This window comes from Streptomyces sp. NRRL F-6676 (assembly GCF_000725625.1).
Taxonomy (GTDB): domain Bacteria; phylum Actinomycetota; class Actinomycetes; order Streptomycetales; family Streptomycetaceae; genus Streptomyces.
Genome location: NZ_JOHS01000049.1, coordinates 47,828 through 63,025 on the forward strand (window position 1 = coordinate 47,828; position 15,198 = coordinate 63,025).

Sequence of the window (15,198 nt, forward strand, 5' to 3'; positions counted from 1 at the left end):
GGACGCAGCACTCCGGGCGAGTCTACAGGGCGGCCGGGGCTGCTCTCGACCGGGCGGCCGCCGGGGCTTCCCTACGGCTGCTTGCGGCCGAGATGCTTGCGGGTCCACTCCACGGCGTCCGCGTACCGGGCCTCCCCGCCGTGCCGGGTGGGGTTGTAGTAGGAGCGGTCCTTGAGGGCGTCCGGGGCGTACTGCTGGGCGGCGATGCCCTCGGGCAGGTCGTGCGGATAGACGTACCCCTGGGCGTGGCCGAGCTTGGCGGCGCCCTTGTAGTGCCCGTCGCGCAGATGTGCCGGGACGGGGCCCGCGAGCCCCTTGCGCACATCCTCCAGGGCGGCGCCTATCGCCGTCGTCGCGGAGTTGGACTTGGGGGCGAGCGCGAGGGCGATCGTGGCGTGGCTGAGGGTGAGCGCGGCCTCCGGGAAGCCGATCATCGCGACGGCCTGGGCGGCGGCGACGGCCGTGGGCAGCGCGTTCGGGTCGGCGAGGCCGATGTCCTCGCTGGCGGAGATCATCAGCCGGCGGGCGATGAACCGGGGGTCCTCGCCGGCCTCGATCATGCGGGCCAGGTAGTGCAGCGCCGCGTCCACGTCGGAGCCGCGGATGGACTTGATGAGGGCGCTGGCCACGTCGTAGTGCTGGTCGCCGGAGCGGTCGTACTTCACGGCGGCCCGGTCGACCGTCTCCTCCAGGGTGGTCAGGCCGATCTCCGGCTCGCCCTTGTCCAGCGCGGCGCCGGCGGCCGCCTCCAGGGCGGTCAGCGCGCGCCGGGCGTCTCCACCGGCGATCCGCAGCAGATGCGCCTCGGTCTCCTCGGGGAGCGCGACGGCTCCCTTGAGCCCGCGCTCGTCGGCCAGCGCGCGGCGGAGCAGCCCGCGCAGGTCGTCGTCGGTGAGGGGTTCGAGGGTGAGCAGGAGCGAGCGGGAGAGCAGCGGGGAGATGACCGAGAAGTACGGGTTCTCGGTGGTCGCGGCGATCAGCGTGACCCAGCGGTTCTCGACGGCCGGGAGCAGGGAGTCCTGCTGCGCCTTGCTGAAGCGGTGGATCTCGTCGAGGAAGAGGACCGTCTCCGTGCCGTAGCCGCCGATGGCGCGGCGGGCGCCGTCGATGACCGCGCGGACCTCCTTGACGCCGGCGGTGATCGCGGACAGCTCCACGAAGCGCTTGTTCGTCGCCTTGGAGACGACGTACGCCAGGGTCGTCTTGCCGGTGCCGGGCGGGCCCCAGAGGATGACCGAGGAGGGGCCGGCCGGGCTGCCCGCGGAGGTGCCCTCGCCGACCAGTCTGCGCAGCGGGGAGCCGGGTTTGAGCAGGTGCTGCTGGCCCACCACCTCGTCGAGGCTGCGGGGGCGCATCCGGACGGCCAGGGGGCTGGCGGCCGGGTCCTTCTCCTGGCGTTCCTCGGCGGCGGCGGTGAACAGGTCGGGTTCCACGGAGAAAACCCTAAGTCACGCCACCGACAATGCGCGGCCGGCCGCCGGGGCGGGGCCCGCGGAGCCTGCGGCCCCGGGAGGCTCAGGAGGCCCAGAGCTGGCTGCCCCAGCGGGTGAGGACCAGCATCGCGATGATGCCGACGTGGGTGACCGGCAGGACCCAGGTGAACTCCTTCAGGAAGTTCTTCACCGGGCGGGGTGCGGGCAGGAAGTCGTTGCGCACGTTGTGCGAGGTCACGTACCAGAACATGGTGATCGTGATCACCCAGGCCAGGGAGCACCACAGGCACAGGGCGTTGATCTCGTACAGCGTCTGGAACTGCAACCAGGTGCAGAAGCCCACGCCGAAGAGCGTGCCGAAGTTGAAGGTCAGCCAGTACCAGCGGGGGAAGCGGGCGCGGGTGAGCAGGCTCATGCCGACGCAGATGACGATGCCGTAGCAGACCAGGCCGAGGAACGGGTTGGGGAACCCGAAGACCGCGGCCTGCTTGCTCTCCATCACGCTGCCGCAGGAGACGATCGGGTTGATGCTGCAATTCGGTGTGAACGTCCTGCCCTCGGCCTTGGCCTCGGCGATCTTGATCTTGTCCAGGGTGATGACCCAGGAAGCGAGCAGGCCGAGGGCGCCGGTGATCACCAGCATCACGGAGAAGACGCGGCCGGCGCCGACCGTGCGGGGCGCGGGGGTGTGCTCCGGCTCCGGGTCGGTGGCTTCTGTGGAGGCGTCCCTGACTGTCGTCTTGCTCATCACGCCGATTCCGTCGCTTGGGTGGGGTGGGTGGGCACGGTCATTGTGCCGTACGGGGAGGGTTGTTCACCGTTCGCTGCGGATAAGGAGGGGTGGTTGGGGGGTGCGGGGGGCCGGGTTCACGCCATCGAAGGACGGGGCGGGGGTACGGGTGAGCGAGCGTGGGGGCGGGCGTTCGTTTTCTCGCCCCCGCCGCCCCTGCCCTTCCCGTCCCCGGGGGGCAAGCCCCCGGACCCCCGAAAGACGCGCGGTTCCCCGCACCCCTGATGGAGGCGCGGGGAACCCTCTGCCCCCTCAGCCCAGACGGGTTTCCAGTTCCGCGACGATTTCGTTGAGGCCGACCGGCGTCTGGTCGCCGGATTCCATGTCCTTCAGCTGGACCACGCCCTCCGCGAGATCCCGCTCGCCGGCGACGATCGCGAACCGCGCCCCGCTCCGGTTCGCGTTCTTCATCGCGCCCTTGAGCCCCTTCCCGCCGTACGCGAAGTCCGTCGCGATCCCGAGCTTGCGCAGCTCCGTCACCTTGGCGAACAGCACTCGTCGCGCCTCCTCGCCGAGCGGCACCGCGTACACGCTCGTCACGGACGGCAGCGGCAGTTCGACGCCCTCCGCCTCCAGCGCCAGCACGGTACGGTCCACGCCCAGCGCCCAGCCGACCGACGGCAGCGCGGGGCCGCCGATCATCTCGGAGAGCCCGTCGTAGCGGCCGCCGCCGCCCACCGCGGACTGGGCGCCCAGACCGTCGTGGACGAACTCGAAGGTCGTCCGGGTGTAGTAGTCCAGGCCGCGCACGAGCCGCGCGTCGTCCTCGAAGGCGACGCCCGCCGCGGTGATCAGCTCGCGGACCTCCTCGTGGTACGCCTTGCACGCGTCGCAGAGGTAGTCCCGCAGGATCGGGGCGTCGGTGAGCTGCTTCTGGACGTCGGGCCGCTTGTCGTCGAGGACGCGCAGCGGGTTGATCTCGGCGCGGCGCAGCGTCTCCTCGTCGAGGTCGAGGCCGCGCAGGAAGTCCTGGAGGGCGGCGCGGTAGACCGGGCGGCACTCCTTGTCACCGAGGCTGTTGAGCAGGATGCGGAAGTTCCGCAGGCCCAGCGAGCGGTACGCCTGGTCGGCGAGGATGATCAGCTCGGCGTCCAGCGCCGGGTCCTCCGCGCCGATCGCCTCGGCGCCGACCTGGGAGAAGTGGCGGTAGCGGCCCTTCTGGGGGCGCTCGTAGCGGTAGTAGGAGCCCGAGTACCAGAGCTTGACCGGGAGGTTGCCCGCCTTGTGGAGGTTGGCCTCCAGGGCGGCGCGCAGCACGGAGGCGGTGCCTTCGGGGCGCAGGGCGAGCCGGGAGCCGCCCTTGGTCTCGAAGGCGTACATCTCCTTGGTCACGATGTCGGTGGATTCGCCGACGCCGCGCGCGAAGAGCTCGACGCTCTCGAAGCCGGGGGTCTCGATGTAGCCGTAGCCGGAGTTGCGCAGCGGCCGGGCGATCGCCTCGCGCACCGCCAGGAACGTGGCGGAGTCGGGCGGCAGCAGGTCGTACGTGCCCTTGGGGGCCTTGAAAGTGCTCACGGAGGGTTTCTCGTCACATTCCTCGTCGGGGAGCGCCGGGCGTGCCGCTGTCGCGGCTGCCCGCGGCCACCTGCCGCAGATACGGGTTGGTGGCGCGCTCCTGGCCGATGGTCGTCTGGGGACCGTGCCCGGACAGCACCACGGTCGAGTCCTCGAGCGGCAGGCACACGCGGGCCAGCGACGCGAGCAGCTCTTCCGTGTCACCGCCGGGCAGGTCGGTGCGTCCGACGGAGCCGGCGAACAGCAGGTCGCCCGAGAAGAGGATCGGCGGGATGTCCGCCGCCTCGGGCAGCCCGAAGGTCACCGACCCCTTGGTATGGCCGGGCGCGTGGGCGACGGAGAACTCCAGGCCGGCCAGGGGCAGCACGGCGCCGTCGGCCAGTTCCTTCACGTCGTCGGGCTCGCCCACGGTCAGCTCGCCCAGCAGCTGGGCGCCGACGGAGCGGCCGAGGGCCTTCTCCGGGTCGCTCATCATGTAGCGGTCGTCGGGGTGGATCCACGCCGGTACGTCGTGGGCGCCGCAGACCGGCACGACCGAGGCGACGTGGTCGAGGTGGCCGTGGGTGAGGACGACGGCGACGGGCTTGAGCCGATGCTTGCGCAGCGCGTCCTCGACTCCCTGGGCGGCCTCGTGGCCCGGGTCGATGATCACGCACTCCTCACCGGCGGCGGGGGCGACGAGGTAGCAGTTCGTCCCCCAGGCACCGGCGGGAAATCCGGCAATGAGCACGTTCGTCCTTCTTGTCGTCTTCTGCCGCCGTTCGTCGCCGTACGGCCGGACATGGACTGCGTACGGAGACGGGCGGGCACCGGTCAGAGCCTACCGGCGCTGCCGTTTCCTCAGCGAACCCATATACGGTACGGGGCTACACGCAGACGGCCGGGCGTCCCACGCACGCGAACCGGTCGGCGCACGAGACGCTTGACACCAGACGCTTGAGGAGACAACACCGTGGTCAGCCAGGAACAGCGGCGGCGTCAGCTCGCCCGGGAGAAGTTCTTGCGGCAGCAGCAGCGGCGCACCGACGCGCGCCGGCGCGCGAAGGTGCGCAACTCCGTGATCGCCTCGGTGCTCGGCGTCATTCTGGTGGGCAGTGTGGCGCTGTACACGACCGGAGTGATGAAGGACGACGACAAGAAGGAGAACGCGGGCGCGGAGGTGACGCCGAGCGCCTCCCCGACCACCAAGGCGCCGGATCCGTGCGACAAGGCCGCCAAGGGCAAGGTGAAGTCGCTGAGCTGGAAGAAGGAGCCGGCGATGACCATCGACAAGTCGGCGGACTACACCATGAAGCTCGCGACGACGTGCGGTGACATAGACATCGCCCTGAAGACGGCGGCCGCGCCGCACACCGTCAACTCGTTCGACTTCCTCGCCGGCAAGGGGTTCTTCGACCACACCAAGTGCCACCGGCTCACCACCAACAGCATCTACGTGCTCCAGTGCGGCGACCCGACGGGCAGCGGCAGCGGCGGTCCCGGGTACACGATCCCGGACGAGAACCTGAAGGACAAGAGCCTCAAGAAGGACACCTACCCGGCGGGTACGGTCGCGATGGCGAACACCGGTCAGAAGCACACCGGCGGCAGCCAGTTCTTCCTCGTCTACAAGGACAGTCCGCTGCCGGCCAGCTACACCCCGTTCGGGACGGTTTCCTCCGCCGGCATGAAGGTTCTGAAGAAGATCGCCGATGCGGGTGAGAACACCGGAGCGGGTGACGGCGCCCCGAACGCGACCGTGGTGATCAACAAGGCCACCGTGACGAAATCCTGACCGTCAACTGCGGAATTTCGGTCGTGCGGGATGCGGACAGCCGCCCCGCCGGTCGCCTAGATTGGCCGTGACGAAACTGTGGACGATGCCCGGGGGTGTACCGCTCCCCCGCGCGCATCATGTGGAGGAGGCGCTGTGAGCAGCGACCCGTGGGGCCGCGTCGACGAGACGGGGACCGTGTACGTGCGTACGGCCGACGGCGAGCAGGTCGTCGGTTCCTGGCAGGCCGGCTCCCCCGAGGAGGCGCTGGCCTATTTCGAGCGCAAGTACGAGGGCCTGGTTGTCGAGATCGGCCTCCTCGAACGGCGGGTGCGGACGACCGATCTGTCCGCGAAGGACGCACAGGCCGCCATCGACCATCTGCGCGGGCAGGTGGACGCGCATCACGCGGTCGGCGACCTCCAGGCGCTCCGGGAGCGCCTGGACAAGCTGGTCGCGACCGTCGAGTCGCGCCGCGAGGAGCGCAAGGCGCAGCGGGCGAAGCAGTCGGACGAGGCGCGGCACGCCAAGGAGGCGCTGGTCGTCGAGGCCGAGGAGCTGGCCGGGTCCGACCAGTGGCGGGCGGCCGGTGAACGGCTGCGGGCGCTGGTGGACACCTGGAAGGGGCTGCCGCGCCTGGACCGCAAGTCGGACGACGAGCTGTGGCACCGCTTCTCGCACGCCCGTTCGGCGTTCTCCAAGCGCCGCAAGGCGCACTTCGCGCACCTGGACGCGCAGCGCGAGGAGGCCCGCAGGACCAAGGAACGGCTGGTCGCCGAGGCCGAGGCGCTGTCGGGGTCGACGGACTGGGGTGTGACGGCCGCGCGCTACCGCGAGCTGATGACGGAGTGGAAGGCGGCGGGCCGCGCGCAGCGCGAGCACGAGGACGACCTGTGGAACCGGTTCCGCGGGGCGCAGGACGTGTTCTTCGCCGCCCGTGGCTCGGTCTTCGCCGAGCGGGACGCGGAGCAGGCCGAGAACCTCAAGCTCAAGGAGGAGCTGGCCGAGGAGGCGGAGAAGCTGCTGCCGATCGGCGACCTCAAGGCGGCGCGGGCGGCGTTCCGGTCCATCAACGAGCGGTGGGAGGCCATCGGCCATGTGCCGAGGGATGCCCGGCCGCGGGTCGAGGGGCGGATGCACACGGTCGACCGGGCGCTCCAGGAGGCCGAGGAGACGGAGTGGCGGCGGACGAATCCTGAGGCGCGGGCGCGGGCGGAGGGGTTGACGGGGCAGCTTCAGGCCGCGGTCGACAAGCTGCGCGGGCAGATCGAGCAGGCTCGGGCGCAGGGGAACGGCTCCAAGGCGGAGAAGCTCGAGCGGGAGCTCGAGGGGCGCCAGGCGCTGCTGGACCAGGCGTTGAAGGGGTTGCAGGAGTTCGGCGGCTGAGCCCGTCGCCGTGAACTGTGCCGCCCCCGGTGCCTGGTGCGCCGGGGGCGGTTCTGTGTGTGTTCCGCCCCCGCCGCCCCTGCCCTTCCCGTCCCTTCAAGGGGCTCCGCCCCCCTTGGACCCCGGGCGGGGCTTCGCCCCGTCGCGCGTTTTCCCGCGCCCTTCCGGGTCAGGGCCGGCGTGCCGACGTCACCCGGTAGACGTCGTAGACGCCCTCCACGCCCCGTACCGCCTTCAGGACGTGGCCCAGGTGTTTGGGGTCGCCCATCTCGAAGGTGAAGCGGGAGGTGGCCACTCGGTCGCGGGAGGTCTGGACGGCGGCGGAGAGGATGTTGACGTGCTGGTCCGAGAGGACGCGGGTCACGTCGGACAGGAGCCGGGAGCGGTCCAGGGCCTCGACCTGGATGGCGACCAGGAAGACCGAGGACTGGGTCGGCGCCCACTCGACCTCCAGGATCCGCTCGGGTTCGCGGGAGAGCGAGTCGACGTTGACGCAGTCGCTGCGGTGGACCGAGACGCCGCTGCCGCGGGTGACGAAGCCGATGATCGGGTCGCCCGGCACCGGCGTGCAGCAGCGGGCCAGCTTGACCCACACGTCCTCGACGCCCTTGACGACGACGCCCGGGTCGGCGCTGGAGCGCCGCTTGCGGCCCCGGCCGCGCGAGGGCGGGACGCTCTCGTCGATCTCCTCGGTGGCGGCCTCCTCGCCGCCGAGCGCCTGGACCAGCTTCTGCACGATGTTGGGTGCCGAGACATGGCCCTCGCCGATCGCCGCGTACAGCGCGGAGATGTCCGAGTAGCGCATCTCGTGCGCCAGGGTGACCAGGGAGTCGCCGGTGAGGATGCGCTGGATCGGCAGGTTCTGCTTGCGCATCGCGCGGACGATCGCGTCCTTGCCCTGCTCGATCGCCTCGTCGCGGCGCTCCTTGGAGAACCAGGCGCGGATCTTGTTGCGGGCGCGCGGCGACTTGACGAAGCCGAGCCAGTCGCGTGAGGGGCCCGCGCCGGGCGCCTTGGAGGTGAAGACCTCCACCAGGTCGCCGTTGTCCAGGGTGGACTCCAGCGGCACCAGTCGGCCGTTGACGCGTGCCCCTATGGTGCGGTGGCCGACCTCGGTGTGGACGGCGTAGGAGAAGTCGACCGGGGTGGCGCCGGCCGGGAGCGCGATGACGTCGCCCTTGGGGGTGAAGACGAAGACCTCGTTGCGGGAGAGGTCGAAGCGCAGCGACTCCAGGAACTCGCTGGGGTCCTCGGTCTCCTTCTGCCAGTCCAGGAGCTGCCGCAGCCAGGCCATGTCGTTGATGGCGGCCGAGTCCTTGCCGGCCTTGCCGGACGCCTTGGGGGCGTCGGTGCGGACCTTGGAGGCGCCGGCGACGGCCTCCTGCTTGTACTTCCAGTGCGCGGCGATGCCGTACTCGGCGCGGCGGTGCATGTCGAACGTGCGGATCTGGAGCTCGACCGGCTTGCCGTTGGGCCCGATGACCGTCGTGTGCAGCGACTGGTACATGTTGAACTTGGGCATCGCGATGTAGTCCTTGAACCGCCCCGGAACCGGGTTCCAGCGGGCGTGGACGGTGCCCAGGGCCGCGTAGCAGTCGCGGACGGTGTCCACCAGGACGCGGATGCCCACCAGGTCGTAGATCTCCGCGAAGTCGCGGCCGCGGACGATCATCTTCTGGTAGACGCTGTAGTAGTGCTTGGGGCGGCCGGTGACGGTCGCCTTGATGCGGGCGGCGCGCAGGTCCTGCTGGACCTCGTCGGTCACTATCGCGAGGTACTCGTCCCGCTTGGGAGCGCGTTCGGCGACCAGGCGCACGATCTCGTCGTACATCTTGGGGTAGAGGATCGCGAAGGCGAGGTCCTCCAGCTCCCACTTGATGGTGTTCATGCCCAGCCGGTGGGCGAGCGGCGCGTAGATCTCCAGGGTCTCGCGGGCCTTCTTCTCCTGCTTCTCGCGCTTGAGGTAGCGCATGGTGCGCATGTTGTGCAGGCGGTCGGCGAGCTTGATGACCAGGACGCGGGGGTCCTTGGCCATGGCGACGACCATCTTGCGCACGGTCTCGGCCTGGGCGGCCTCGCCGAACTTGACGCGGTCCAGCTTGGTGACGCCGTCGACGAGCAGGGTGACCACGTCGCCGAAGTCGCGGCGCAGGTCCTCCAGGCCGTAGTCGGTGTCCTCGACGGTGTCGTGCAGCAGGCCGGCCATGAGTGTGGCCGGGTCCATGCCGAGCTCGGCGAGGATGGTGGTGACCGCGAGCGGGTGGGTGATGTACGGGTCGCCGCTCTTGCGCTTCTGGCCGCGGTGCCAGCGTTCGGCGACCTGGTAGGCGCGTTCGATCTGGCGCAGCGTCGACGTCTCGATCTTGGGGTCGTTGCCGCGCACTATCCGCAGCAGCGGCTCCAGGACCGGGTTGTACGGGTTGGCGCGCTGGACGCCGAGGCGGGCGAGGCGGGCGCGGACGCGGTTGGAGGAGCCGGAGCGCGAGGTCTGGCCGGTGTTGGCGCGGGCCGCGGGGGCGGCGGGGCGCTCGGGCGGGGGCTTGGGGCGCGTCTGCGACGCGGGCTTGTCGACCGGCGACGGGGCGCCCTCGACCGGCCCGCGGGTGTCGTTCTTCGTGTCCGACGCGGGAGTGGCCGCGGGCTTCGGGGTCTCCCCGGGCTTGGCGGCGGTCAGGTGCTGGGCCTCGTCTGGCAAGAGGACTCCTCGTGCGCGATCCGGGTCCCCCGGTCAGGTTCCGGAGACCCCATGGTAGCGATCCCGGGCCGTGGGCTCCCGGTCAGGCGGCGGAGACGGGACGCTACCAGCGAAACGCCCGGGGCGGGCGCCGGATTCCTCCGGGCCCGCCCCGTATCGTCACAGGCTGCGTTCTGCCGGTTCAGACCTGGAGCAGCGCCTCCAGCGGGGCACCGTTCAGAGCCGGTTCCAGGCGGGCGCGGCCGCCGAGGAAACCGAGCTCCATCAGCACGGACACCCCGGCGACCTCGGCGCCCGCCCGCCGGATCAGCGCCAGCGAGGCCTCGGCGGTGCCGCCGGTGGCGAGCACGTCGTCGATGACCATGACGCGGTCGCCCGCGCTCAGGTCCTCGGCGTGCACCTCGATCTCGGCGGAGCCGTACTCCAGCTCGTAGGCCTGGCGCAGGGTCGCGCCGGGGAGCTTGCCCGCCTTGCGCACCGGGATGAAGCCGACGCCGGCGCGGACCGCGACGGGGGCGCCCAGGATGAAGCCGCGGGCCTCCAGGCCGACGATCTTCGTGGCGCCGTGCCGTACGGTCAGCTCGGCGAGGGCGTCGGTGAGCGCGGTGAACGCGGCCGGGTCGGCGAGCAGCGGGGTGATGTCCTTGAACATCACGCCGGGCTCCGGGTAGTCGGCGACGTCCCGGATGCGGCTCAGCAGCAGCTCTCGGATGTCGGTCATCGGCGCTTCCCGGAGGGACGGCCGCGGCCGCGGTTGCGCGAGGAGGGCTGGCTGCGCGTGCCGGACGGGGCGCCGGTGCCGGAGCGCGGACGCTGGCCGACGACGGCGGGGGCGGCGTCCTCCGTGTCCTCGGCGTCTGCGGCGTTCCCCTCGTAATCGCCGCCGACGCCGGCCCCGGCGTGTTCGGCGTCCTCCGCGGCCTGCGCCCGCTTGGCGCGGACCCGCTTGGCGAGGGCCTTCATCGCCGGCTCGCGCTCCTTGAGGTCCGCGACGAGCGGGGTGGCGATGAAGATCGAGGAGTACGCGCCGGCCGCGAGGCCCACGAACAGCGACAGCGAGATGTCGTTGAGGGTGCCCGCGCCGAGGAAGCCGCCGCCGATGAAGAGCAGACCGGCCACCGGGAGCAGTGCGACCACCGTGGTGTTGATGGAGCGCACCAGGGTGCCGTTGATCGAACGGTTGGCGACGTCGCTGTAGGTCCAGCGGGACTGCTTGGTGAGGTCCTTCGTCTGCTCCTTGAGGCTGTCGAAGACGACGACCGTGTCGTAGAGCGAGTAACCGAGGATCGTGAGCAGACCGATGACCGTACCGGGCGTGACCTCGAAGCCGACGAGGGCGTAGATGCCGGTGGTGATGGTGATGTCGTGGATCAGGGCGACGAGGGCGGCCACGGCCATGCGCCACTCGAAGGCGATCGCGAGGTAGATCACGACCAGCACCATGAAGATCGCCAGGCCCTCCCAGGCCTTGTTGGCGATCTGCTCGCCCCAGCTGGGACCGACCAGATCGGCGTTGATGTCCTCCGCGCCGATCTTCATGTCCTTGGACAGGGCGGCCTTGATCTCGTCGGACTTCGACGTGTCCAGGCCGGCGACCTGGATGCGCAGACCGCCCGTGCCGAGCTTCTGCACGACCGCGTCGTGGCCCGCCGCGTTCTCCGCGTACGTCTCGGCCTGGGCGACCGAGACGCTGGTCTTCGGGGTGGTGAAGACCGCGCCGCCCTGGAAGTCGATGCCCATGTTCAGACCACGCACCGCGAGACCGACGATGGCGGTGATCGTGATGAGGATCGAGATGCTGTACCAGATCTTGCGGTGGCCGATGAAGTCGTAACCGACCTCGCCACGGTGGAGCCGGGCGCCGAGGTTGCCGAGCTTCGACATGTCTCACGCCTCCTTCGGGTCGACGGGGCCCGCGGCAGGACCGGAGGGACGACGGGTGCGCCGCAGGGGCGGCTTGGCGCCGAGGCGCTTGGGGTCGAGACCGGACCAGCTGTGGCCGTCGTGGAAGAACCGGCGGCGGGCGAGGATCGTCATCAGCGGCTTGGTGAAGAGGAAGACGACGACCACGTCGAGCAGGGTGGTCAGGCCGAGGGTGAAGGCGAAGCCCTGGACCTTGCCGACCGTGACGATGAAGAGCACGGCGGCGGCGAGGAACGACACGAAGTCGGAGACCAGGATGGTGCGCCGGGCGCGCGGCCAGGCCCGCTCGACGGCGGGGCGCAGCGAGCGGCCCTCGCGAATCTCGTCCCGGATGCGTTCGAAGAACACGATGAACGAGTCCGCCGTGATGCCGATCGCGACGATGGCGCCGCAGACCGCCGGCAGGTTGAGCGCGAAGCCGATGGTCGGGCCGAGCAGCGACATGATCACGTAGGTGAGGGTCGCGGAGACCAGCAGCGAGGCGATGGCGATGAGCGACAGGCCCCGGTAGTACGCCACCAGGTAGATGATGACCAGCGCCAGGCCGATCGCGCCGGCGATGAGGCCGGCGTGCAGCTGCTCGCCGCCGAGCGCGGCGGTGACGGTGGTGACGCTCTGCTCCTCGAAGGAGAGCGGCAGGGCGCCGTAGGACAGCATGTTGGCGAGGCTCTGGGCCTCCTCCTGCGTGAAGCTGCCGGAGATCTCCGCGTTGCCGCCGGTGATCGACTGCTGCACGAACGGGCTGGAGACGACCTCACCGTCGAGCACGATGCCGAACTCGTTCTGCGGCGACTGCTTCTGGGACAGCTGACCGGTGATGTCGGCGAACTTCTTGGAGCCGCTGCCGGTGAAGGTCATCTGGACCTGCCAGCCGGAGGCGCCCTGGGTGTCGTAGACGGCCTGGGCCTTCTTGACCTCGGTGCCGTCGACGGCGGCCGGGCCGAGCAGGTACTTGAACCAGGCGCCCTGGTTCTTGCCGCAGCCGACGGTGGAGTCGCCGGGCTTGGCGTTGTCACCGGCGGCGGCGCGGTCGGCGGCCTTGGAGCAGTCGAGCGCCGCGTACTGCGCCTGCAACTTGCTGGTGTCGTCGGAGGAGCCGGCGCTGGAGGACGCCTTGGCGCTCGCGGAGGAGGAGGGGCTCGCGTCCTCCTTGAGCCCGCCGGTGACCGCGCGGCCCTGCGAGGTGGCGGAGGACGACGGGGTCGACGACGTGGCCTTCTCGTTCGAGTCGTCCGACTTCGAGGAGTCCGCCTTGGCCGAGGAGGAGCTGCTCGGCGAGGCGTCGGCGGACTTGCTCGCCGAGGTGCTCGGCGAGGCGTCGGCGGCGGCGCCGCTCGCCTCGGTGGCGAGGACCGGGCGGAAGTACAGCTTCGCGGTGGTGCCGACCTGCTCGCGGGCCTCCTTGGAGTTGGTGCCCTTGGGGATGTTGACGATGATGTTGTCGTTCCCCTGGGTCTGCACCTCCGCCTCGGAGACGCCGAGACCGTTGACACGGCGGTTCATGATCTCGACCGCGGTGTCCATGTTGGCCTTGTTGATCGCGGACCCTTGGTCGGCCTTCGCCTTCAGCGTGATGCTGGTGCCGCCGGCGAGGTCGATGCCGAGACGCGGCGTCGTGTGTCCCGAGGCGAACATTCCCCCGGTGAGCGCCACGATGGCGATCAGGATCAGGGCCAGGGCGCGCCACGGCTTGCTCTGGGCACTCGCGCTCCGGCCCTTTTTCGGTGCTGCCACCTTCTGTTACTCCCTCTCGGGCCGTCCGCGCGCGGGGTCGGCGCTGGACGGCCGTGCCATGGTGTCGGGATTCCGTGCGTCGCCGCACGCCCCGGTCGCCGCGCGGCCGGAGCCGGTCGCGCCGCGGCCCCGGGGCGGCTACTTCGCGTCGGCCTCGCCGTCGGTCTTCTTCGGCTCCGCATCGTCGGCCTTGGTGGCGCCGGCCGCGGCCGGGGTGTCCTCGGCGTCCGCGGCGGGCTCGGCGTCCTTCTTGCCGAGGTCCACGGGCTGGTCGTCGGAGGCGTCGGTCACGGCGTCGGCGGCGGGCTCGTCGGTCTCGGTGAGGGAGGAGGCGTCGTCCGGCACGATGCTGCCGTCGGCCTTCAGGTCGTGCTCGATGCCGTGCACGATGCGGTTGTACTCGTCGTCGCTGAGGACGGCGCCGATCGCGTTCTTCGCGAAGACGAGCTCCACGCCCGGGCCCGCGTCGAGGAGGACCGTCTCGTCGTTGACCTCCTTGACCGTCGCGTAGATCCCCCCGATCGTGCGGACGCCGGAGCCGGGCTGCATGTCGTTCCGCATCTGCGCGGCCTGCTGCTGCTTGCGCTTGGCCGAGCGGGTCATCAGGAGCATGGCCCCGATGAGCACGATGAACGGGAGGAGGGTCACGATATTCACGGGACGGAGTTTCCTTCGCACGACCGCTCGGGTGGGCGGCCTGTCGGATGGGGGTGGTCGGCGCCGCCCACAAGGGCGGCATCGGCGGAGTCTAAGGGAGTCCGCACGCCAGGAACAACGCCCAGCATGGCACCGGGGTTCCTGTGGGGGCGAGTACCGGTTGGTCACACTCCGCCGCCGGGTCCCGCCCGGAGGGGGTCCGGCCGGGGTTCAGGCGCCGAACAGGTCCTGCTGGCCGCCGCCCGCGGCGGTGGACCGGGGCGGGGTGAGGCCCAGGTGGGCCCAGGCGGCGGGGGTGGCGACGCGGCCGCGCGGGGTGCGGGCCAGCAGCCCCTCCCTGACCAGGAACGGTTCGGCGACCTCCTCGACGGTCTCGCGCTCCTCCCCCACCGCGACGGCCAGCGTGGACAGCCCGACCGGGCCGCCGCCGAACAGCTTGAGCAGCGCCTGGAGCACCGCGCGGTCCAGCCGGTCCAGGCCGCGCGCGTCCACCTCGTAGACCTTCAGGGCGGCGCCCGCGATGTCCTGGGTGATCCGGCCGTCGGCCTTGACCTGGGCGTAGTCCCGTACCCGGCGCAGCAGACGGTTGGCGATGCGGGGGGTGCCGCGGGAGCGGCCGGCGATCTCGGCGGCGCCGTCCGTGTCGATCTCGACGTCGAGCAGGGTGGCCGAGCGGTGCACGACCCGTTCCAGCTCGGTGGGTTCGTAGAACTCCATGTGGGCGGTGAAACCGAACCGGTCGCGCAGCGGGGGCGGCAGCAGTCCCGCCCGGGTCGTTGCGCCCACCAGGGTGAACGGGGGCAGTTCGAGCGGGATGGCGGTGGCGCCGGGGCCCTTGCCGACGACGACGTCGACCCGGAAGTCCTCCATCGCCATGTAGAGCATCTCCTCGGCGGGCCGGGACATGCGGTGGATCTCGTCGAGGAAGAGGACCTCGCCCTCCTGGAGGGAGGAGAGGATCGCGGCGAGGTCGCCCGCGTGCTGGATGGCGGGTCCCGAGGTGATGCGGATCGGGGCGCCCATCTCGGCGGCGATGATCATGGAGAGGGTGGTCTTGCCGAGGCCGGGGGCGCCGGAGAGCAGCACGTGGTCGGCGGTGGCGCCGCGGGCGCGGGCGGCGCGCAGCACGAGGTCGAGCTGTTCGCGGACCTTCTCCTGGCCGATGAACTCGCCCAGGTCCTTGGGGCGCAGGGCGGCCTCGACGGCCTGGTCCTCGCGGTCGGCGACGGAGTCCACCAGCCGTTCCTCGGGGAAGGCGGCGTCGGTGGTGTCGTCCCAGTTCATGGAGTGTGCCTCGGGGTCTCGTCGGGGC

Annotated in this window: 12 protein-coding genes; 2 read left to right on the top strand and 10 right to left on the bottom strand. The window is 71.0% G+C overall.

Features of this window, described 5'->3' with window-relative positions; genetic code table 11:
- Window positions 1–71: 71 nt before the first annotated feature.
- The 4 genes from IO29_RS25090 to IO29_RS25105 all read right to left on the bottom strand — a co-directional run bounded on the left by IO29_RS25090 (window position 72) and on the right by IO29_RS25105 (window position 4,468).
- A complete protein-coding gene (locus IO29_RS25090; protein WP_030381752.1) occupies window positions 72–1,433 on the bottom strand; it encodes a replication-associated recombination protein A in 1,362 nt (453 codons plus the stop codon).
- An 82-nt stretch (window positions 1,434–1,515) separates the two neighbouring features.
- The gene (locus IO29_RS25095) at window positions 1,516–2,181 is read right to left on the bottom strand and encodes a vitamin K epoxide reductase family protein (protein WP_030381753.1); all 666 of its coding nucleotides are present in this window, start codon (window positions 2,179–2,181) and stop codon (window positions 1,516–1,518) included.
- Window positions 2,182–2,475: 294 nt separating this feature from the next.
- A complete protein-coding gene (gene hisS, locus IO29_RS25100) occupies window positions 2,476–3,738 on the bottom strand; it encodes a histidine--tRNA ligase (RefSeq protein ID WP_030381754.1) in 1,263 nt (420 codons plus the stop codon).
- A 13-nt stretch (window positions 3,739–3,751) separates the two neighbouring features.
- Entirely contained in the window at window positions 3,752–4,468 is a 717-nt protein-coding gene (locus IO29_RS25105) for an MBL fold metallo-hydrolase (protein ID WP_030381755.1), read from the bottom strand.
- A gap of 222 nt (window positions 4,469–4,690) precedes the next feature.
- Between IO29_RS25105 and IO29_RS25110 the strand changes: the two genes are divergently transcribed.
- Both IO29_RS25110 and IO29_RS25115 read left to right on the top strand, forming a co-directional pair.
- Window positions 4,691–5,512 (top strand): peptidylprolyl isomerase, encoded by an 822-nt coding sequence (locus IO29_RS25110; protein ID WP_030381756.1) that lies wholly within the window; start codon window positions 4,691–4,693, stop codon window positions 5,510–5,512.
- Between the two features lie 135 nt (window positions 5,513–5,647).
- Window positions 5,648–6,877, top strand: a complete 1,230-nt coding sequence (locus tag IO29_RS25115; RefSeq protein ID WP_030381757.1) for a DUF349 domain-containing protein — start codon at window positions 5,648–5,650, stop codon at window positions 6,875–6,877.
- Window positions 6,878–7,046: 169 nt separating this feature from the next.
- Here the strand turns inward: IO29_RS25115 and relA are convergent, their stop codons facing one another.
- From relA to ruvB, 6 genes are all read right to left on the bottom strand, one after another.
- Window positions 7,047–9,572 (bottom strand): GTP pyrophosphokinase, encoded by a 2,526-nt coding sequence (relA, locus tag IO29_RS25120; protein WP_030381758.1) that lies wholly within the window; start codon window positions 9,570–9,572, stop codon window positions 7,047–7,049.
- 181 nt (window positions 9,573–9,753) lie between these two features.
- Window positions 9,754–10,293 (bottom strand): adenine phosphoribosyltransferase, encoded by a 540-nt coding sequence (locus IO29_RS25125; protein ID WP_030381759.1) that lies wholly within the window; start codon window positions 10,291–10,293, stop codon window positions 9,754–9,756.
- Window positions 10,290–11,456, bottom strand: a complete 1,167-nt coding sequence (gene secF / locus IO29_RS25130) for a protein translocase subunit SecF (RefSeq protein WP_030381760.1) — start codon at window positions 11,454–11,456, stop codon at window positions 10,290–10,292. The genes IO29_RS25125 and secF overlap by 4 nt, the downstream gene beginning before the upstream one ends.
- Before the next feature lie 3 nt (window positions 11,457–11,459).
- Window positions 11,460–13,229, bottom strand: coding sequence for a protein translocase subunit SecD (secD, locus tag IO29_RS25135; protein WP_030381761.1), 1,770 nt, complete (start codon window positions 13,227–13,229; stop codon window positions 11,460–11,462).
- Window positions 13,230–13,367: 138 nt separating this feature from the next.
- A complete protein-coding gene (gene yajC / locus IO29_RS25140) occupies window positions 13,368–13,886 on the bottom strand; it encodes a preprotein translocase subunit YajC (protein ID WP_030381762.1) in 519 nt (172 codons plus the stop codon).
- Between the two features lie 210 nt (window positions 13,887–14,096).
- Window positions 14,097–15,170, bottom strand: coding sequence for a Holliday junction branch migration DNA helicase RuvB (gene ruvB, locus IO29_RS25145; protein WP_030381763.1), 1,074 nt, complete (start codon window positions 15,168–15,170; stop codon window positions 14,097–14,099).
- Window positions 15,171–15,198: the final 28 nt, after the last annotated feature.